General features: G+C 36.5%; 20 protein-coding genes. 9 read left to right on the forward strand and 11 right to left on the reverse strand.

Annotation, left to right across the window (positions count from 1 at the left end):
• Positions 1 to 2 precede the first annotated feature (2 nt).
• Together panB and ACODR7_RS04735 are read right to left on the reverse strand one after the other, a co-directional pair.
• Positions 3 to 818 carry a 3-methyl-2-oxobutanoate hydroxymethyltransferase gene (gene panB / locus ACODR7_RS04730; RefSeq protein ID WP_103232094.1) on the reverse strand — a complete coding sequence of 272 codons (816 nt, stop codon included), beginning with the start codon at positions 816 to 818 and terminating at the stop codon, positions 3 to 5.
• 61 nt (positions 819 to 879) lie between these two features.
• A complete protein-coding gene (locus ACODR7_RS04735; protein WP_034692595.1) occupies positions 880 to 1593 on the reverse strand; it encodes a Crp/Fnr family transcriptional regulator in 714 nt (237 codons plus the stop codon).
• Between the two features lie 88 nt (positions 1594 to 1681).
• Here ACODR7_RS04735 and ACODR7_RS04740 point away from each other — a divergent pair, with 88 nt between their 5' ends.
• The 9 genes from ACODR7_RS04740 to ACODR7_RS04780 all read left to right on the forward strand — a co-directional run bounded on the left by ACODR7_RS04740 (position 1682) and on the right by ACODR7_RS04780 (position 11267).
• Positions 1682 to 4060 (forward strand): heavy metal translocating P-type ATPase, encoded by a 2379-nt coding sequence (locus ACODR7_RS04740; RefSeq protein ID WP_488837689.1) that lies wholly within the window; start codon positions 1682 to 1684, stop codon positions 4058 to 4060.
• A 109-nt stretch (positions 4061 to 4169) separates the two neighbouring features.
• Positions 4170 to 4382, forward strand: coding sequence for a cbb3-type cytochrome oxidase assembly protein CcoS (ccoS, locus tag ACODR7_RS04745; RefSeq protein WP_488837691.1), 213 nt, complete (start codon positions 4170 to 4172; stop codon positions 4380 to 4382).
• Between the two features lie 21 nt (positions 4383 to 4403).
• The gene (gene ccoN, locus ACODR7_RS04750; RefSeq protein WP_076595424.1) at positions 4404 to 6665 is read left to right on the forward strand and encodes a cytochrome-c oxidase, cbb3-type subunit I; all 2262 of its coding nucleotides are present in this window, start codon (positions 4404 to 4406) and stop codon (positions 6663 to 6665) included.
• A gap of 22 nt (positions 6666 to 6687) precedes the next feature.
• On the forward strand, positions 6688 to 6888 hold the full coding sequence (locus ACODR7_RS04755) for a cbb3-type cytochrome oxidase subunit 3 (RefSeq protein WP_076595423.1): 201 nt from the start codon (positions 6688 to 6690) through the stop codon (positions 6886 to 6888).
• Positions 6889 to 6898: 10 nt separating this feature from the next.
• Positions 6899 to 7780, forward strand: coding sequence for a cbb3-type cytochrome c oxidase N-terminal domain-containing protein (locus ACODR7_RS04760; RefSeq protein ID WP_076595422.1), 882 nt, complete (start codon positions 6899 to 6901; stop codon positions 7778 to 7780).
• A 95-nt stretch (positions 7781 to 7875) separates the two neighbouring features.
• The gene (gene ccoG, locus ACODR7_RS04765) at positions 7876 to 9330 is read left to right on the forward strand and encodes a cytochrome c oxidase accessory protein CcoG (RefSeq protein WP_488837694.1); all 1455 of its coding nucleotides are present in this window, start codon (positions 7876 to 7878) and stop codon (positions 9328 to 9330) included.
• Between the two features lie 10 nt (positions 9331 to 9340).
• Entirely contained in the window at positions 9341 to 9793 is a 453-nt protein-coding gene (locus ACODR7_RS04770; protein WP_488837696.1) for a FixH family protein, read from the forward strand.
• Positions 9784 to 10509, forward strand: coding sequence for a sulfite exporter TauE/SafE family protein (locus ACODR7_RS04775; RefSeq protein ID WP_488837698.1), 726 nt, complete (start codon positions 9784 to 9786; stop codon positions 10507 to 10509). Before ACODR7_RS04770 ends, ACODR7_RS04775 begins: the two co-directional genes overlap by 10 nt.
• 20 nt (positions 10510 to 10529) lie before the next feature.
• Positions 10530 to 11267 (forward strand): hypothetical protein, encoded by a 738-nt coding sequence (locus tag ACODR7_RS04780; protein WP_488837700.1) that lies wholly within the window; start codon positions 10530 to 10532, stop codon positions 11265 to 11267.
• A gap of 50 nt (positions 11268 to 11317) precedes the next feature.
• Here the strand turns inward: ACODR7_RS04780 and serS are convergent, their stop codons facing one another.
• The 9 genes from serS to ACODR7_RS04825 all read right to left on the reverse strand — a co-directional run bounded on the left by serS (position 11318) and on the right by ACODR7_RS04825 (position 21611).
• Entirely contained in the window at positions 11318 to 12586 is a 1269-nt protein-coding gene (gene serS / locus ACODR7_RS04785; protein WP_488837702.1) for a serine--tRNA ligase, read from the reverse strand.
• A gap of 66 nt (positions 12587 to 12652) precedes the next feature.
• Positions 12653 to 13171, reverse strand: coding sequence for a hypothetical protein (locus tag ACODR7_RS04790; protein ID WP_488837703.1), 519 nt, complete (start codon positions 13169 to 13171; stop codon positions 12653 to 12655).
• Positions 13172 to 13209: 38 nt separating this feature from the next.
• Positions 13210 to 15108: an asparagine synthase (glutamine-hydrolyzing) gene (asnB, locus tag ACODR7_RS04795; RefSeq protein WP_488837705.1), complete on the reverse strand. Its 1899-nt coding sequence runs from the start codon at positions 15106 to 15108 to the stop codon at positions 13210 to 13212.
• 66 nt (positions 15109 to 15174) lie between these two features.
• Positions 15175 to 16428: an MATE family efflux transporter gene (locus tag ACODR7_RS04800; protein WP_488837707.1), complete on the reverse strand. Its 1254-nt coding sequence runs from the start codon at positions 16426 to 16428 to the stop codon at positions 15175 to 15177.
• A gap of 5 nt (positions 16429 to 16433) precedes the next feature.
• Positions 16434 to 17567: a glycosyltransferase gene (locus ACODR7_RS04805; RefSeq protein WP_488837709.1), complete on the reverse strand. Its 1134-nt coding sequence runs from the start codon at positions 17565 to 17567 to the stop codon at positions 16434 to 16436.
• Positions 17568 to 17666: 99 nt separating this feature from the next.
• Positions 17667 to 18155 (reverse strand): hypothetical protein, encoded by a 489-nt coding sequence (locus ACODR7_RS04810; protein ID WP_488837711.1) that lies wholly within the window; start codon positions 18153 to 18155, stop codon positions 17667 to 17669.
• Between the two features lie 86 nt (positions 18156 to 18241).
• Complete coding sequence (locus ACODR7_RS04815) at positions 18242 to 19378, reverse strand: hypothetical protein (protein WP_076595411.1); 1137 nt, start codon at positions 19376 to 19378, stop codon at positions 18242 to 18244.
• A 20-nt stretch (positions 19379 to 19398) separates the two neighbouring features.
• The gene (locus ACODR7_RS04820; protein WP_076595410.1) at positions 19399 to 20184 is read right to left on the reverse strand and encodes a (Fe-S)-binding protein; all 786 of its coding nucleotides are present in this window, start codon (positions 20182 to 20184) and stop codon (positions 19399 to 19401) included.
• Positions 20185 to 20273: 89 nt separating this feature from the next.
• Positions 20274 to 21611, reverse strand: a complete 1338-nt coding sequence (locus tag ACODR7_RS04825) for a 4Fe-4S dicluster domain-containing protein (protein ID WP_488837713.1) — start codon at positions 21609 to 21611, stop codon at positions 20274 to 20276.
• Between the last annotated feature and the right edge of the window lies 1 nt (position 21612).

The raw sequence follows: 21612 nt of genomic DNA on the forward strand, positions 1-21612 counted from the left end.
GATTAATAGCTTTCGTTTTCGTTGGGAAACTCTACACTTTTCACATCTTTTACATATTGAGCAACAGCTCCTGTAATTTCTGTATAAAGGTCAAGATATCTTCTTAAGAATTTCGGACTGAAGCCTTTGTTCATTCCTACCATATCATGATACACCAAAACCTGCCCGTCACAATCTGCTCCGGCACCGATTCCGATAGTAGGAATAGAAATACTTTCTGTCACTTTTTTCGCCAATTCCGCAGGTATTTTTTCCAGTACTACAGAAAAACAGCCTAATTCTTCCAAAAGTTGAGCATCAGCAATCAGTTTTTCAGCTTCTGCCTCTTCCTTTGCTCTTACTTTATACGTTCCGAATTTATAGATAGACTGTGGTGTTAATCCCAAATGTCCCATTACCGGAATTCCGGCATTGATAATTTTCTTGATAGATTTAGAGATTTCTTTTCCACCTTCAATTTTCACCGCATGCGCTCCACCTTCCTTCATCATTCTTACCGCAGATTCCAATGCTTTTTCAGGATTACTCTGATAAGTTCCGAAAGGTAAATCTGCTACCACCAAAGCTCTGTCGGTTCCTCTTACCACACTTTGAGCATGATAGATCATTTGATCCAGCGTAATGGGCAATGTAGTTTCAAAACCAGCCATTACATTCGCCGCAGAGTCTCCAATTAAAATAGCATCTACTCCCCCTGCATCTACCATCTTTGCAGTGGTAAAATCATAGGCGGTAAGCATTGTTATTTTTTCCTTGTCGAATTTCATTTTACGCAAGGTTTCAGTCGTAACTTTTTTAATTTCAGAGTGAACAGACATAATTTATCTATTTTTAAAAGTTAAAAAGTCGGCCTTGAGCCGACTTAAGTTTTTGTATGATTTATAAAACTACGTGACCGAGTTTCATGAGTTTGTCGTGATTTAAAATCTTGATATTTCTTCCGTCAACTTCAATGAGACTATCCTGTTTGAATTCGGAGATCAGACGGATGGCACTTTCCGTAGCAGTACCGATAATATTGGCAATTTCTTCTCTCGTTAATGAGATCTTAATAAAGCCTTCAGGGTCTACCCCCAGTTTCTGTTCCAGCAGCAAAAGAATTTCTGCCAGTCTTTCTCTTACCGTTTTCTGAGCAAGGAAAGTAATGGTATTGGAAGATTCTCCTAATTCGTAGGAGATTTTCTGAAGCATTACGAAAGACAGCTGTGGATCTACTTCAAGCAGATACATAAAGATATCCGCAGGTAAGAATACACATTCAATATCTGTCATGGCTTCTGCTTTGGCCTGGAAGTTTTCCCCGCAAAGCAAAGAACGATAGCCGATGATATCTCCTTCTTTGATAAATCTTAAAATCTGATCTTTACCGAACGCACCTGATTTCGAAAGCTTGGCAGCACCTTTCTCCAGAACAAACACTCCTTTCGGAGTTTCGCCATCCTCGAAAATGGTATCATGTTTCTGAAAACTCAGTTTCTTTTTGCCATTAATATATTTTTCAAAATCTGCGCTAGAAAGTCTTTCTTTAAATGATTTATCATTAAAAACTCTGGCGAACCTCTCTTCAATTGCTATCTGTTGTTCCTGCGGCATTTTATATGATATTTATCACAAAAATAGAACTTTTTAACGCGATAAACAAAAAAAATTGTTATAATTTTGTAGTTCAATATTTTATGGGGTGAGCGAGAACTGTTTTCATTGTGGTCAAGGGATAGAAAAAGAAAGAATTTTATTTGACGAAAAGACTTTCTGCTGTAACGGATGTAAGTCTGTTTACGAGATTCTAAATTTAAATCATTTAGGCAACTTCTATGAGCTTAATAAAGGAGCGGGAATTCGTCCGAATGATGAAAATTCTTCTCAATTTGACTACCTGGACACACCTGAAATCTTTGAAAAAGTGACTGATTTTTCTGAAGGAAGCACCAGTCTTGTTACGTTCAAAATCCCTGTTATTCACTGCTCTTCTTGTATCTGGCTATTGGAAAGCCTTCATACGTTAAATAAGCATATTAAATATTCGCAGGTCAATTTCACAAGAAAGACCTTACAGATTTCATTCAATCATAACGATCTGAAATTAAGCGAACTGGCTAAATTCTTAACCAATCTAGGATATAAACCGGTCATCAGCCTCGAAACTGCTGATAAAAATGAAGATCATCTTGACAAATCTTTATTGGTAAAGTTTGCCATCGCTGCTTTTGCTTTTGGTAACGGAATGTTCCTTGCCTTTCCTGAGTACATAGGTGGAGAAGATTATTGGATGGACCATTATAAGGGATTATTCAGAACCTTGATATTCCTTTTGGCAACACCTGTTGTATTTTATTCAGCTTCAGACTATTATAAATCTGCATGGTACGGTTTAAAAAATAAGATCGTCAACATTGATGTTCCGATTGTCTTAGGAATTTTTGTTCTCTACGGAAGAAGTATCTACGAAGTAGTAACAGATTATGGTCCAGGATATTTCGATACTCTTTGCGGGTTATTGTTCTTCATGCTTCTTGGGAAAATTTTCCAAAAACGAACATACAGTGCCCTTTCCTATGACCGGGATTACAAATCTTTCTACCCGATTGCCGTAACCAAAGTTGATTTCGAGGGAAAACAGGACAATATTCTATTGTCTGAAATAAAAGTGGGTGATAGAATTCTGGTTAGAAATCAGGAAATTATCCCGGTAGATGCTATTCTGATCAACGGAGAGGGAAACATCGACAACAGTTTCATCACCGGAGAAAGTGAAAGTATCAGCAAACAGCCTGGTGATAAGATTTTTGCCGGAGGAAAGCAGATAGGATCGTCTCTGGAACTGGAAGTTATCAAAGATGTTGACCAGAGCTACCTTACTCAGCTTTGGAATAAAGAAGCATTCAAGAAACATGAAACCGGACTTGACACGTTGACTAACAACATCAGTAAATATTTCACATTCATCATTTTAGGCATTGCTCTTGTTGCAGGAATTTATTGGGCATTTATTGATTTAGAGAAGATGTTCCAGGTTATTTCTGCCATTCTGATCATTGCATGTCCCTGTGCACTTGCCCTGTCTGCACCGTTCACTTTTGGACACATTATGAGGATTTTAGGCCGAAACAAGTTTTATGTAAAAGATACTTTAACGATTGAAAAAATCGCGAGACTTGATACGATTGTTTTCGATAAAACAGGAACGATCACTCACAGGAAAAAATCCAATATCAAGTACGAAGGATCTGAGATCAACGAATTTGATACTCTGAACATTAAGACGTTATTGAAGAACTCCAACCACCCGCTTTCAAAATCATTGTACGAATTCATTGAAGTGAAAGATGAATATTTCCCTGTAGAGAAATTTATTGAAATTTCAGGGAAGGGATATGAAGCCAGCATAAGGGGAAATCTGTATAAAATCGGATCTGCCCGCTACAACAACCAGGAGCCTAAAAATCTCGAAACAGCAGTTTACATCAGCAAAAATGGGGAATACTTAGGTAAATTTATCTTTAAGAATGAATATCGTCCGAAACTGAGAGAGCTTTTCACAAAGCTTACCCACTACAAAATATTTATCCTGAGTGGAGACAATTCCTCAGAAGAAAACCAGCTTAAAGAGCTTATTCCAAACTACAAAGGAATGGCCTTTAATCAAAGTCCGGAAGATAAGCTAAACTACATCAAATCCCTTCAGGATCAGCACTTAAAAGTAGCAATGCTTGGAGACGGACTTAATGATGCTGGAGCGTTAAAACAAAGTAATGTAGGAATTGCTATTGCTGATGATACAAACAGCTTTACCCCATCTTCTGATGTCATTATGAACGGAGATAAAGTAGTTACTCTTGACAATTATCTGAACGTCTGTAAGGGCTCCATCACGATTGTGAAAATGACATTTATAATCAGTTTTTTATACAATATTGTTGGTTTAAGTTACGCTGTTACAGGACATATGCATCCGCTCTTCGCAGCAATCATTATGCCAATCAGTTCGATTACGGTGGTTACCTTTACCACAGTTTCTACCTGGATTTTAGGTCGTAAATATTTCAAAAAACAGGCGTAAAAGCCCTTATTTAGACTGATTTTAAATTAGCTGAAATCGGCATTTCGTGATGAATGTCATTATTTTTCACTAAATTTGAAACCCGAAAATAGGTTAATTTTGTTGTCCAATGGATATTCTATATTTAATGATCCTCTGCAGTGTTTCTTTAGCTGCGATTTTCTTGGTCGTATTTATAGTGTATGCCCGAAAAGGACAGTTTGAAGATGATGAATCTCCTGCTGTCAGAATCCTTTTTGATGACGAAAAAGTCAAAGAAAAAGATGAAACCGGCGACAAAAATAAAGACGAGAAAGAAATAGGAGAAAATAATAAAAATTGAGAAAAATAGTGAATAGTTGATATGGAAACACAGAAGTTTAGTTATGACAATAGTATTGTCCGTGCGTTCCTTTATGCGACCTTAGTTTTCGGTCTCATTGGATTTACGTTCGGGCTTACGGCGGCATTAATGCTTTTCTACCCGGAATTACCTGAATTCTTTTTCGGGACGGATGACACAACCATTAAAAGTTTGGCATCGGGTAACATTGAAGGGTTAATAAACACTCATGGTGCGTTTGGTTTTGGTAGAATCAGAATGCTGCACACCAACACCGTAATCTTTGCATTCGTTTGTAACATCGTTTACACGGGTATTTATTACTCATTACAGAGATTATTAAAAACAAGAATGTACAGTGACACCTTGTCTTGGTTACATTTCTGGACCTGGCAGTTTATGATCGTTGCTACGTTCGTTACGTTCTTTATGGGAATCAATACCTCTAAGGAATATGCTGAACATGAGTGGCCGATCGACATATTGATCGCATTCTCATGGATCATTTTTGGTATCAATATGTTCCTGACTATTTCTAAGAGAAGAGTGAGACACCTTTACGTAGCCATCTGGTTCTACATTGGTACATGGATTGCAGTAGCAATGCTTCACATCTTCAACAACCTTGAAGTACCTTTATCTTTCACAGGCTGGAAATCTTATTCAGCATACGCTGGGGTAAAAGATGCTATTGTACAGTGGTGGTATGGTCACAATGCGGTTGCATTCGTATTGACGACTCCGGTTCTAGGTTTAATGTATTACTTCCTTCCGAAGGCTGCAGACAGACCGGTATTCTCGTATAAATTGTCTATTATTCACTTCTGGTCATTAATTTTCGTATATATCTGGGCTGGTCCTCACCACCTTCAGTATACAGCTCTTCCAGCTTGGGCTCAGGCGGTAGGAACAGGTTTCTCTATCATGCTTATTGCACCATCTTGGGGAGGTATGTTAAATGGTCTTCTTACACTAAGAGGAGCTTGGGATAAAGTAAGAGAAAACCCTATCCTTAAGTTCTTCGTAGTAGCTGTTACCTGTTATGGTATGGCAACGTTTGAAGGACCGCTTTTGGCAACTAAAAACATCAACAAAATTGGTCACTTTACAGACTGGGTTATCGGTCACGTACACTTAGGAGCTCTTGGGTGGAATGGTTTCATGGCATTCGGAGTTATCTATTATTTGGTACCAATCATGTGGAGAACAAAACTTTGGTCTGTAAAATTAGCTAACTGGCATTTCTGGTTAGGTACTTTAGGAATTATTTTCTATGCAGTTCCAATGTATATTTCAGGATTTACACAAGGATTAATGTGGAAGCAGTTCAACCCGGACGGAACCTTATTATGGAAAAACTGGTTGGATACAGTAACGGCAATTATTCCTTACTTCAAAATGAGATTCGTAGGAGGTTTATTCTATATCTCAGGATCTATATTAATGATTGTAAACGTAATCGCTACAGTAAGAAAAGGATCATTCCAGAAAGAAGTTCCTGCTGAAGCTCCTGCGTTAGCAAACATCAGCAAAAACAGAAAAGAAGGAGAAGGCACTCACCTTTGGCTGGAAAGAACTCCGGTATTATTAGGTATCCTATCTTTCATCACGATATCTATCGGTAGTTCAATTGAAATTATCCCTACACTATCTCTTAAGAAAAGTGTACCTACGATTTCTGCAGTGAAGCCTTATTCACCACTGGAACTTGAAGGTAGAGATATCTATATCCGTGAAGGATGTAACGCTTGTCACTCTCAGATGATCAGACCATTCAGAGACGAGATTACAAGATTCAACGGTAAAAACGGACAATACTCCAAAGCTGGAGAATTCGTATACGACAGACCATTCCTATGGGGTTCTAAGAGAACAGGACCGGATTTACATAGAGAAGGTGGTAAAAACCCAAGTTCTTGGCACTACAAGCACATGTATAACCCAAGATCAACTTCTGCAGGTTCTATCATGCCTCGTTACCCTTGGTTAATTGCTACTGACTTAGACAGAACTAAGATGGTAGACAAAATGAAGCTGATGAAGAATGTATTCGATGTACCTTATACTAAGGCTGAAATTGATTCTGCAGACAAGTGGGCTAATAACCAATCGGCAAAAATTGTGAAAGATATCTTCTCTGAAGCGAATGACCTTAAGCAGGCTTACGCGAAGAGACCTCAGGGAGAATTAGAGAAAAAAGAAATTGTAGCTCTTATTTCTTATCTTCAGAGATTAGGTACAGATATCAAAACAACTGAAATCAAAACAGCAAGTAATAACTAAAAAACATTAAAAAGTTCATACTATGATTCCTCAGAACTTTAAAGATATATTATCCAATACTGAAAATGCTGGCTTCTACCAGACACTGGCTCTGATTTTCTTTATGCTGTTCTTCGTCGCATTGGTAATCTATGTTTTTAGCAGACCTAAAAAATATTACAAAGAAGAAGAAGAGGCACCGCTTGGGGATGATGAAGATGACGATTTTAATTTAAAAAATTAAACTATTTTTTATGAAACAAAGAACACCTGTTGTTATAAACATCTTAATAATAATCGGACTTTTAATAGTTTTTTATTATTTATTTGTACAGAGCTACGCGTTCCTTTCTTCACCTTACTTCTGGGGAACTGTTGTAATCGCTGGGATCCTTGCTTATATTCATGCAGCTATCGGAGACCTTATTGAGAACAACAAATTCAAGAAATTATCTCCTGAAGAAAAGGCAGCTTATTTAGCTGAAAAGAAAGTTCCTTATTTCAAAAGATTGTACCAAAGTGCATTCAAAAAGCAATCTGCTTCTGAAGAAAAGGATATCCTTATCGACCATGGTTTCGACGGGATCATGGAGTTGGATAACCAGTTACCGAAATGGTGGGTAGGTTTATTCTATTTTGGGACCGCTTTTTGTATTGTATATATTGCAGCCTACTCTTTCACAGACTTCGCTCACCCGTTAAGCGAATATGAAAAAGAATATAAAGAGCAGCTAGCTAGTATTGAAGAATACCAGAAATCTCAGCCTCCTGTAACAATTGAAACAGCAAAATATTCAGCTGATAACATTGCGGAAGGTAAAGAATTATTCAAAACAAACTGTGCATCTTGTCACAAAGAAGACGGTAGTGGAGGTATCGGACCAAACCTTACTGATAACTACTGGATCAACCAGCCTGAGAAAACGTTATTCAAAAACGTATTCCATATGGACTGGAACGGTTCTCCTACTAACCCTTCGATGAGAGCATTCGGTAAAAACGGAGAAGTTTCAGGTGCAGAGATTGAGAAGATTGCAGCGTATGTATATCATATCAACCAGGAACAACCACCAGTGACTCCGGCTCAGGGAGGAGCAGCTCCTCAAGGAACTGAAGCACATTGGGAAAAAGAATAATTTAAAAAATTAGAAAATATATGAAAAAAACATAATTTGTTATTAGATTAAAATAGTAACGAATTATGTTTTTTCTTTTTTAAAACCTATTACATATGTCAGACATAGAAGAAATAGAAGTACGCGGCGGACAGGGACAGGTTCTGGACCCTGAGACTTACAGAGATTCTATAGGGACAATGGAGCAATCCGGAAAAAGAAGATGGGTCTTTCCAAGAAAACCTAAAGGAAAGTACACCAACTATAGAAATATTGTAAGCTATTTACTATTAATTGTTTATTTTACATTACCATTCATCAAAATCAATGGTAACCCATTATTGATGTTTAATGTTATAGACAGGGAGTTTTTCATCTTTGGACAGCCCTTCTATCCACAGGACTTTTTTATCCTCACTTTAGGTGCTATTGCCTCTTTAATCTTTATTATTGTTTTTACGATTGCGTTCGGAAGAATTTTCTGCGGGTGGATTTGCCCTCAGACAATTTTTATGGAATCTATCTTCCGTAAAATCGAATATCTGATTGAAGGTGACAGAAACAAGCAAATGAAGCTGGACAGACAGGAGTGGAACAGTGAAAAAATCTGGAAAAGAAGCTTAAAATGGTCTGTTTACATTATCATTTCATTAATCATCACTCACTTCATGTTCATGTATATCGTAGGATATGAAGAAGTATTTAAAATTGTTGGTGAAGGACCATTTGCACACCCTACCAATTTTATTGTAATGATTCTTCTTACCGCAGCATTTTACTTTGTATTTGCATGGTTCAGAGAACAGGTTTGTACATTGGTTTGTCCTTACGGAAGACTTCAGGGTGTATTGATTGATAAAGATACCATCAATGTTTTCTACGATTTCAAAAGGGGAGAAAACAGATCAAAATGGAGAAAAGGAGAAAACAGAAAAGCGGCAGGTAAAGGAGACTGTATAGACTGTCATCAATGCGTCGTAGTTTGTCCTACAGGAATTGATATCAGGGACGGACAGCAGCTGGAATGTATTAACTGTACGGCGTGTATTGATGCTTGTGATGAAGTCATGGAAAAAGTAGGCCTTCCAAAAGGACTGATCCGATATGCTTCTGAAAATGAAATTGAAAAAGAAACTCAGTTCAAGTTTACAGGAAGAATGAAAGGTTTTTCAATATTCCTGTTCCTTCTTGTAGGATTCCTAGGATATCTTCTGTATAGCCGCGGTGAAATGGAGGCCAAGTTCATTAAACCGGCAGGTAGCACTTTCTTTGTAAGAGACGGTAAAATTACCAATACTTATAATTATACTTTCCTTAATAAAACAAACGATAAAAAAATCGTTACCATTAAAGTAATTAATCCGGCACATGGGGAAATTACGTATAGTGCATCAAGTAAGATTCAGGTAGACAGAGATAAAATTTCAAAAGGAACAATCAATATCAGTTTCCCTGAAGGTGATATGAAACTCTCTAAGCAGAATATCACCATTGGTGTTTACGATATGAAAGGTAAACTGATTGATTCATACCAGACTTATTTTGAAGGACCTTTCAAACTGCAATTTTAATTAGAAAAAAATGAAGAACTTTAGTTGGGGACACGGTGTTGTAATTGCATTATTAGCATTTATAGTTTTTATATTATCCATGATGTTTCTTTTCCCGAACGGGCAAAAAAACTCTGAAATGGTAACAGATAACTATTACGAAGAAGAGCTGAAATACCAGGATGTAATTGATGCTAAGAAAAAAGCAGATGATCTGCAGGAAAAACCTGTATACAGCCAGGATATTAAGGGAATTAAAATTACTTTTCCAAAAGAATATAATAACTCAAATACTACGGTAAAATTTGTTTTAAACAGAACCGACGACCAGAATTTAGACATTAAAAAATCTGTACAGCTTGATGCCGGCCAGTCTTTTACAATCCCTGCACAGGTATTGAAAATGGGTAATTATACGTTAAGACTAAGCTGGACAAAAGATAAAACAGACTACCGAATGGATTATGATGTGATATGGAAATAGGACTTATTGTATCGGCTATTGCTTTAGGCTTTGCTTCCGGTTTTCATTGTATCGGAATGTGCGGACCTATTGCTTTATCGATGGGATTAACCAAAAAACAGGCTGCCAACTTCTATCTTCAGAACCTCACCTATCAATTCGGAAGAATTTTTACCTATTCCTTATTAGGTGCGCTTCTGGGAATTATCGGGCAGGGATTTGAAATGGCAGGATTTCAAAAATATCTTACCATTACTGCCGGGGTTCTTCTGATCATTATGGCTGTATTTTCTTTTGGTGGAAAAGACTTTGCTTCAAAAATTCCTTTTCTATCCAGGTTTCTGTACAGTGTGAAAATGAATCTGGGAAAATTACTTCAGAAAGCAGATTACCGTTCAAGATTTACCACTGGGCTTCTTAATGGATTTTTACCTTGCGGAATGGTGTATATGGCGCTTACAGCAAGCCTTGCAGGCGGAGGAATATGGCAGGGAGCTTTATATATGGCGTTATTTGGTTTGGGAACCCTTCCGTTCATGTTCGCCATAGTTTTAGCCGGAAATCTCATGAATCAGGCTTTCAGAGTAAAAGTCTTAAAAGCAGTTCCGGTAATCATGATTATTCTGGGAGGATTATTTATTCTAAGAGGTCTTGAACTCGGAATTCCATATGTTTCTCCAAAAGCAGAAGCTATGAAGATTATTAAAGATCCAAACGGAGCTGTAAACTGTCATTAAATTAGTATTTTAAATAAACCATGAAGAAAACCATCATCTTATTTCTGATAAGTCTTTTCACATTGCAGTCGTGCAGTGTCAATTCTGAAATTGTCTATCATAAAGATGCAGCCTCCTCTTCTATCACCGATATCGATACAAGAGAGTTTATGTCTGAAATGATGGCTATGACACCGGACTCATTAAAGCAGAAGGAATTCGGAGAAATGGATAAGCTTCCGACTGCCTGGACAAGTATGTATGACCTTGCCAAACAGGAAGGAAAATTAAAAACTGAAAATCCGGATTCCATCAGAATCATGAAAAAAGTTTTCATGAAATCCACAAAAGAAGACAACAAGCTGGCAGGATTTTCTTTTAAAATGGAACATTTTACTCCAGAAGATCATTTGGTTTTGAAAAGTTTTACAAAGACTGAAAAAATCCCTTTAGATCAAAATATATACAATAGCTGGGATGGAAAAACCCTCACTATCAATACAGATAATTTTAATCTTAAAAGTATTGAAGAGGCTATCAAAACCAAAAGTTCAAAGGAAGAAAGTGAAAAAATTGCCGGCATGATGATAATGTTTTTCAAAAATATAGGAACGACATTAAAGTTTGAAAATAAAATAAAGTCAATTACAGGTAAACATGACTGGTTAAAACAGGTTGACGATTATTCTGTAAGAATAGAATATGATCTGAAAGCCTTATATGATAAGTATGTAAAACTCAAAAACGAAGATAAGAAGATCATCATCGTTACTGAGTAAAGCAAAAAGCCACCGGAATCCGGTGGCTTTTTTATGGTAACTAAAGTCGTTTAGTTGATCAGATCAAATCTTGCGTATTCTGCGATCTTCTTAGGAAGCTTGATTCCTTCCGCTGTCTGGTTGTTTTCCAGCAAAGCTGCCATAATTCTTGGTAATGCCATTGCTGAACCATTTAAGGTATGAACCAGCTGAGATTTACCGTCTCCTTTATAACGGCATTTCAATCTGTTGGCCTGGAATGTCTCAAAGTTAGACACTGAGCTTACTTCCAGCCACATCTCCTGAGCCGCACTCCAGACTTCGAAGTCATATGTCATTGCAGAGGCAAAACCTGTATCACCACCGCAAAGTCTTAATACTCTGAATGGAAGCTCAAGATCTGTAAGGATCTCTTTGATATGCTCTACCATTTCCTCCAAAACAGCATAAGAATTTTCAGGTTTTTCAATTCTTACGATTTCAACCTTTTCAAACTGGTGAAGACGGTTCAATCCTCTTACGTGAGCTCCGTAGCTTCCCGCTTCCCTTCTGTAGCACTGAGAGAATGCCGTATTTTTGATAGGAAGATCCTTTTCCTCAAGCAAAACGTCACGGTAAAGATTTGTTACAGGAACTTCTGCCGTAGGAATCAAATATAATTTATCTTCGTTGATATAATACATCTGTCCTTCTTTATCCGGCAGCTGCCCGGTTCCAAAACCAGATGCTTCATTTACTACGTGAGGAGGATTCACTTCTGTGTATCCTTTTTCTACGTTTTTGTCTAAGAAATACTGAACCAAAGCTCTCTGCAATCTTGCTCCTTTCCCTAAATAGACAGGGAAACCGGCTCCGGCAATTTTAACTCCCAATTCAAAATCGATAAGGTTGTATTTTTTTGCCAGTTCCCAGTGAGGAATAGCCCCATCACCAAGACCTTCCACCGGATGAGACTGGAAAATAATTTCGTTATCATCAGCAGAAGCCCCGCTTTTTACCAATTCATTTGGAATGTTCGGAAGCTGGTACAGAATATTCAGCAAGTCGTTTTCTTTAACTTCTAACTGGGATTTCAATTCTGAGCTCGACTCTTTGTATTGTGCTGTTTTAGATTTTGCAGATTCCGCTTCTTCTTTTTTCCCTTCTTTCATCAAAAGACCGATTTCTTTCGAAATTTTGTTGATTTCGGAAAGCTGGGAATCTAGCTCAAACTGGATTCTTTTTCTTTCGTCGTCGGCAGCGATAGCCTCGTCTACCAACTCAAGATTTTTGAACTGTCTTTTCTTAAGACCTTCTAAAACGCGTTCCTTATTGTCGCGCAAAAAATTGACTTGTAACATTTTATTTAGATGTTAAATATTAGATGTTTAGCTTAAAATCAGCTAACAATTGTACAAATTTAAAAATTATTTTGTGATCGTAACGGTATTTATCGAAGTTGGTGCATCAGCATTTTTTGAAAACACTTCATTTCCGTCATACAATACCTTTGAAACCTGAAATACAGTAGGAGTATTCCGATATTGAATTTCCAAAATCCCTGTTACATTTTCATTTACGTTGGTGCTTTTTGTAAAAGTAATCAACATTTTGGAATGATAGGAAGTTCCTGTCCCCGGATTGTCCGGGCTTATCGAATCCAGCTTTCTTCTTTTAGCTCCTGCCAGATAATCCATATAAAACAATGAATCGGTTGTCATTCTTAATGATATATTTACCGGAGAATTATCTTTATTTCCAAAAATATCATTCACCGAATATCCTGTAAAAGATCCGGGTTTTTTACTGTTCAGAAGATCCTGACCCGCACTGTTTTTCATATAGATATTAAGTGCCTGATCTATTCTCTGCAAAGAATCATCATCATTTTTACAACTGATGAGTGCAAAAAACGCTACAAAAATGCCGCAAAAATATTTCATCATAAATACAAAGGTAAAATATTAATCTATAGACTCCTGCTTTATTTTTCAAAATATTTCTGATACCATAACTCAAATGTAACCAGCTGCCATATTTTTACCCAGTCATACTCATGTTCCTGATGATTCCACCACTGGTCAATTACTTCAGCATTGAAGAAGTTTCTCTTTTTTAAACATTCAAGATTTTCCGTGATAAAGTCTCTTACTCTTTTTTCGTTTTTAATGAAATAATTGACAGGAAATGAAAATCCTTTTTTAGGCATATTCAATACTTCCTGGGGGAGATATTTCTCAGCTGTTTTACGCAATAAAGGTTTATTCTGAGTTCCATTAAATCTGATGTTCTGAGGCAGTGATGAAACATAGTCTATTAAACTGTTACTTAAATAGGGATAACGAAATTCAACACTGTATTTCATGGCACTCAGATCATCCCGGAAAACATGATGGGATGAAAGGGAATATTTCATATCATATTCAAAGTATCCGGAATAGTTTTTTGTTTCTGAAAGATGATATTTTGAAAGATTTGAATCAATTTTACTATAAATATCCGATTTTATAAGACTTTTAGCTTCCAAAGGCATCATACTGATCTGGCTCTGCCGGAAGAAATCAAACATATCATCCTGAGAGAAATAATTTTTTACACGCTGTGAAAACTTACCTTTCGTGAAGATAAAAGGACTCATAAAATTAAAATTCCTCATCAGAAGCCATCTGTTCAGCTTCAGTGTATGGGAATAGCCGGCAAAAAGTTCATCGGCACCATTTCCGCTTAATACGACTTTAAAATCTTTGTCATGTGCATATTTGGCAGCATTGATCAAGACTTCAAAGCTGCTGTAAGGTTCTTCAAAGTGCTGGATATTTTCTTTAAGATCTTTCAGCGCTTCATCATCACATATTTTTTTTATCTCATGTGAAACACCAAAATATCTGGCAGCTAACGATGCATTTTTCACTTCTTCTTCAGAAAATGGATAGGATATGGTATAGGTATTAATATCTGCGTTAAAAGGTTTTGATTTTGAAGCAATTAAGGTAGAATCAATCCCGCCACTCATCATTACTGCTACGGGAACATCTGCATACAATTGTTCTGAAATACTTTCGGAAAGCAGCTTATCTATTGTTCTTACAGCTTCTTCTTCAGAAATATTTTTTTCAGACGGCGAAGGCATCTCCCAGAATTTCTCCTTGATGATTTTATGATTGTTTAAATCAACAGTCATAAAAGAAGCAGATTCCAGAGAGAAAATATGCTGAAAACAGGTTTGCGGAGCCAACGTTGTCTGAAAAAGAAAATTAGTATAGACTCCATTCCAATTGATTTCAGGCTTTACCAGTTCATTCTTAAGCAATGCTTTTATTTCTGATGCCCAAACCAGACCTTCCTTACTGTAATGGTAAAAAAGCGGCTTCATCCCTACCCTGTCTCTTGCCAGGGTAAGTCTTTGCGAGATAAGATCCACAATACAAATGGAAAACATCCCATCTAATTTTGCAAAGGCAGAATTTCCCCATTCCTGATAAGCTTTGAGAATAACTTCAGTATCAGAATTACTGCGGAAGAAAAGTCCTAAAGATTCAAGTTCTGTTCTTAACTTTTTAAAATTATAAATCTCTCCGTTAAAGGTAATAATGATCTTTTCATCTTCCGAGAGCATAGGCTGATGCCCTTTTTCAGACAGATCAATAATAGATAATCTTCGGAAACCTAAAGCAATAGCAGAATTCTCATCTTTTAAAACCGGAAACTGTTCTTTGATTTTTTGCGTGGAATCATGTCCTGAAAAAGAAACTCCCTCTCCGTTACTATATATCCAGAATCCTTCATCATCCGGCCCACGGTGTCTGATTGCCTTATTCATTTCCAGAATATTTTTTGAGGAAATACTTTTATGAAATGAATAGTAACCGCTGATTCCGCACATAGTAATGAGTTAATATATCTGTAAAAATAGGAAAATGACTTTATTTTATATAGGTGTCGGAAATAATTATTTCTTTAAAAATTTTTGCCTTAAAACCTGTATTTCTTCTTTTGTAATGATATAATCTTTCAAAGTAAAGGGAGTGGAATTATAAAATTTTCTGAATAACAGAAACGCAGAAACAAAATAAGACGATGTAGTTGCAATACATGCTCCCAAAATTCCCCATCTGGGTATTGCAATGAAGGAAAAAACAATGGTAACCAAAAGACCCGCAATCGACTTGATATTCAAGATCTTAAGTTCCCGTATTCCTGAAAAGTAATGTCCCACCATATCACTTACCGCAATGGCAAAAATTCCCGGGGATAAAAGAAGCATTATTTCTTTGGTATCTCTGAATTCTTTCCCGAAAATCAACTCGTAAGCCTGAGATGGTATGATGATGATCCCCAATACAAAACCTATCATCAGAAAAAAAGTCAGTTTCAAAGATTCTTTGGTTTTCCCTATAGATTCTTCCTTGCTTTTACTATTGACCACATCCGAGTATAAAATGACAGCAATACTGCGGGTAATGGCCCATATCGCTTCCGAAAAAGTAACTCCGATGGAGAATATTCCAACACTGGCTATGCCTTCAAAATATTCTAAAAAATAAAATGAAAGCCTGTAATTCAAAAACTGAACAAAAGCACTTAATTGGGTTTTCCAGCCATATTCAAACATATTCCTGGCCACGTCTTTACAGAATGATATCTCAGAAATCTTACATTTTTTAATAATCTGAAAAAAACTGGTGATAAAAAGAAGTGCCAGGCAGCCAATCTGCGCAAGAAAATAGACTGAAACATCTTTCTTCCCAAATACATACACCAGTACTCCTAAAAATATAATATGAACAAGCTGTTGTAAAACAGTATAAAGATTGAACTTTTTAATATTCTGTGTTCCAATAAACAAGCTGATATTGGTGGATAAGAGTGAAGAGAAAACGGAAATTCCGATAAGATAATATAAATATTCACCCTGAATAGAAGCAATACTGAATAAAAACGGGATTAAAAGACCAGTCAGAAGAGACCACAGATAGGCAAACAATAAAACCTTTTCTATTTTAAACCTTGATGCGAAATAAGAAGCACTGCTTCCGGAAAAGATACTGCTGAAAAAACTTACTGCTGCAGCATTAGCCACCACAATCGAAATGGTTCCCTTTCCTTCACTTCCCCACATATTCGTTGAATAGATCACCAGCCCGAAGCTGAGGATCAGAATAAGAAAGCGTGAGACAAAGGTTTTAATAATAGTAAGCTGCATGGTGATTATGGATCCATAGATTTTTTTACAAAATCAACGAATTTATCTTTTATAAGTTCCCAGTTATATTTTTCTTTAAATTCTTTTCGTGCATTGAGAGCATGGGAATGATACCATTCAGGATTCCTGATATAATTGATAATAACATCCGATATTGCTTCAGCATTATGAGGATCAACAAGGCTTCCAAACGAAAGCTCTCCCATATGCTCCCTGATCCCTTTCAAATCTGAATAAATCACAGGTTTTCCTGCTCCCATAAAATAAAACAGTTTTATCGGCAGCGAATGATTGTTTTCAAAATTAATTTCCCGAAGATCAAAACAAAGATCAGCCTCTGCAAACGATTCTGTAAACTCCTCAAAACCAGTCGGTTTTCTAACATCTATATTTTCAAAAGAATAGTTCTTTACTAATGTTCTAAAATACACATCATCACTTTCGTGTATTGCTGCTCCTATGATCAGAATTTTAATATGAAGATCAGGAACTTTTTGACGGAGAAGATCTACGGCTTTAAAGAAATTTTCAATTCCCTTATCTTTGGAAATCTGACCCGTGTAACATAATGTGATGTTTCCCGGAGTGAGTTCTTTTATACTTTCATTAATATAAACAGAATCCGGATAATAAGGCAGAATCATTTGTTTTTTAAATCCAAAAAAATAGGCCAAAGGGAACTTTTTTGTAGTTTCTCCAAAAATAAAATGGGTACTTAAAAAACCTGCACACAGCTGAATAAGAGAAAACTTTATGGCCTGAAAAATGGTAGCCGGAAATCGGTACTTCTGAAGCATTGACATGGAAGGATACCATTCTGTAACATCATAGATGCAGCTTATCCTGTGTTCTTTTACAAACTTCTTTACTGCCACAACAGCCAATGGTTCAGAACAAATGATACACTCAGGATGAAAATCGTTACAAACTTTCTGGAAAGTTTCCATTTTTGTTCCTATACTTTCTTCAAGAACGGCGAAAGATTCTATTTCAATCCCATCCATAACACCTTTATAATCTGTGTATAAACTGCATATTTTTACTTTATACCCGTTATCTCTAAGAGCTTTTGCCTGATGATAAAAAATGCGGTCATCATTATAGCTGTGTGATGTCGTTAAAAAAAGTACTTTAGGCATTAGTATCTGCTCGAATCTGTACAAATATACATTAAAACAAAAAAGTGGAAATATATTTTCCACTTTATGATTATTTCTTTTGCATCAGCTCTACAGCGATTATTTTATAGAAGCTGCCCAGCTCTTTTCCAAAGGAAGGAGAAAGTGGCTTAAAAAGTCAAGGTAAGTATTTTTGGAGAAGTCAAAAACCTGGATATCGTCTGATAACTCTCCATTTCTAAGTTTTGTTTTAAAATCAATTAATTTTAAAGTCTTTACTTCACCATTCTCCACAAAGCTTGCTTTCATCCTATCAAAAAGGCCCAATTGATATTCTTCATCAATTTCTCTCATCACCTTTCCTAAAGCATCAATGCTGCATCCTGAAGCCATTTCCTTTTCTTCGTCTACACATACTATGATAAACTGATTCTTCTCAATTTTAAAGGAAGAAGAAAGTGGTTTTCCATGAGCTGCCCAAGTTGCAAGGAAATCAAATAGTTTCTCGGTAACGGCTTTTGCTTCTTTGGTTTCGAAAGGTCTTGAAGCCGGATATATAATGACTCTGTAGTCGTTGGTTTCTACAATATTAGATTCTTCGATTTTCATAATGTAAGTATTTATTTTTCAATACATTGAACAATCAATTTTTATTTTAATTACTATTGAATGTCCGTATCATTGTAAAGACAAAATTACGCAATTTTCCCGAGTTTAAGATCATTGTATTTTATACTCAGTACGTAAAGCATCATAATAAAAACCGGGAAGATAAAAGGGAAGAAGAACCTTAAAGCTGCCGACTGTGGAAAGAAAAAGAATTTGATATAGACATTCACCACAAAAAGAACTGAAATCATCCTCACCCACACGTCTTTGGAACGCCAGAAGATCACTCCAATCATAATGGCTAACGATAAAGTTACTTTTTTAAAATAAATGATTTTGATATAAATAATGCTTAGATAGTCTTTTAAAGTAACATCGATGGGATGTGTTGAAATAATAGGTCTTCGGTCAATAAAAGTATCATAAAACAGATCTTTCCATCCAGGATAATGATAAAACTTAATGATTGCGAGATACATTGCCAGAAGCACTGTTCCCTGAACAATAAAAGAAACATCAATTTTCTTTTCCTGAAAATAATGGAAAAAGAAAACAGCGATAATATAAGTCAGCGTGAATGTAATATAATCCGGCCGAATAAAAGTAATACCGAATAAAAGTACAAACATTCCCCATTTGTTCCATTTTTTAATTAAACCGATAATAAAGATCAGCATAAACTGAAAAATAAACATATCCGGCGTAGAAACTCTCGACATATAAGTCATTGGAGGTAAAAGCATTGCGGCAACCGTTACAATCATCGCAAGCCCATATTTCTTTGGGAACAGAAGTTTCAGGATATAAAAAAGTAATACTCCTGAAAAAAAGTAAGAAATAAGGCTGGTAAACAGAACTGCCATTGGCGCTGTGAATCCAAGCTTATAAAAAAGAGTTATTACAAGAATATACCCTACTTTGATTTGAAAATAGGGTAATTGTTCTGTAAAAGATTGTGTATTTTTTACGAAATACTGCCTTGGAATGTCCCATTGCTTTATTCCGATGATGTCTGTATAATGTTCTGCAGGAGCTTCTTTTTTTATGTCTTCGTACGTAATGATCCGGACTTTATCCGGAGAATCCGGGAACTCGGAAGTATACATACATCCCATATAGCCGGGCATATCCCAATCATATACTCTGTTCTTATAATTCCAGAATGTAAGAAGGGCAAGTATAGAAATGATAAACAAAAAGGATAGCCTCCATTTCAGCTTCATAAACCTGTATAAGATTACAATTATAAGTCTTCTGCTTCAGCAAGAAGTTCTACGATATCTTTTACGGCTACCTCAGTATTTTTATTAAAATGTTTTACTCCATCCGTCATCATGGTATTACAGAAAGGACATCCAGTTGCAATTACCTTAGGTTCAAAAGATAACGCTTCTTCTGTTCTTTCAATGTTGATGTCTTTATTTCCTTTTTCAGGTTCTTTAAACATCTGTGCACCTCCTGCTCCACAGCAAAGCCCATTGGTTTTACAGCGTTTCATTTCTACAAGCTCTGCATCCAGTTTTTCAAGAAGCATCCTTGGAGCTTCATATTCATCATTGGCACGTCCCAGATAACATGGATCATGGAAAGTAATTTTTTTCCCTCTGAATGCTCCACCTTCAATTTTCAGTCTTCCTTCTTCCATTAAGGTTTTAAGGAACTGAGTATGGTGTACTACTTCAAAGTGTCCACCAAGGCTTGGATATTCATTCTTCAGGGTATTGAAACAGTGTGGACAAGCCGTTACGATTTTCTTTACTTCGTAAGCATTTAACACTTCGATATTGGTAAGAGCCATCATCTGGAATACGAATTCGTTTCCGGCTCTTTTTGCAGGATCTCCGGTACAGCTTTCTTCCTGACCCAGAACGGCAAATTCTACCCCTATTTTATTTAATATCTTGCAGAATGCTTTTGTAATTTTTTTGGCACGGTCATCAAAACTTCCCGCACATCCAACCCAGAATAAAACTTCTGGTGCTTTTCCTTCGGCAGCATACTCTGCCATTGTTTTTATAGTGAAATCCATTTCTTTTTCAATTTGAAAATGTGAGAATTTGGAAATTTGAAAGTGATATAGACAATAATCAATTTCAAATTTTCAAATTGATTAATTATCTAGTTTTCCGATGCCCAGTTCAGACGGTCAGCCTGATTATACTGCCAAGGAGCTGCATTGTTTTCCACATTGGTCATCATCAGGTTCAGTTCCTGTGGAGCAGCAGACTGTTCCATTACGAGGAATCTTCTCATTTCAAAAATAATGGAAAGCGGGTCAAGCAATACCGGACAAGCATCTGTACATGCATTACATGTTGTACAAGCCCAAAGTTCTTCTTTGGTAATATAATCGTTCAACAGTTTTTTACCGTCATCAACGAATTTTCCGTTTTGATCAATATTTCTACCCACTTCTTCCAGCCTGTCTCTGGTTTTCATCAGTATCAGTCTCGGAGAAAGTTTTTTACCGGTAATATTCGCCGGACAAACAGAAGTACAACGTCCGCATTCTGTACAGGAATACGCATTCAGCAATTGTACCTGGTTCAGATCAAAAATATCTTCTGCTCCAAATTTGGAAGGGACATCAGTTTCAGCGCCTTCAGCCGGAGCAGCATATGGATCTGCATTAGGATCCATCATTAATTTGATCTCCTTTGTTACAGACTCAAGGTTATTGAATTTTCCTTTTTTATCAAGATTTGCATACCATGTACTTGGAAATGCAAGGATAATATGCAGGTGTTTTGAGTAATAAAGATAGTTCATGAAGAAAAGAATCCCCACAAAGTGGAACCACCACGCAGCTTTCTCTGTGAACATCAAGAATCCGCTATCAAAGTTGAAAATTTCTAAGAACGGAATAAATGTCATCTCACTGATCGGGAAGCTTCCATGCTCTGGTAAAACTCCTCTCGATTGTAAAATAAAATCTGAAGCATTCATCATAAAGAAAGCCATCATTAAGGCGAACTCAATAATCAAAATCCAGTTGGCATCATTTTTTGGCCAGCCGAAAAGTTCTTTCATCGTCAATCTCTTCACTCCGTAAAAATTTCTACGGATAAAGAAAATGACAACCCCAATCACTACTAAAAGTGCCAGAACTTCTAATGTTGCCGTAAAGAAGTTATAAAATGTGTGACCGAAAATGCTTGATAAAAAACGGTGAGTACCAAATATTCCATCAACAACAATTTCTATTAATTCAATATTAATAATCACAAAACCTACATATACAAAAAGGTGTAAAACTCCTGCAACAGGACGTGCTGTCATTTTACTCTGTCCCATGGCTACACGGGCCATCGTTTCCCAACGTTCTCCTTTTCTGTCGTTTCTATTGATTTCGCGACCTAACCTGATATTTCTATAAATTTTCTGCAGGCTTTTGGCAAACAGCCCAAATCCCGCCACTAATAAAATCAGGAAAATAATGTTATCGATGTACTGCATA

It is taken from the genome of Chryseobacterium sp. FG46, from assembly GCF_057809135.1.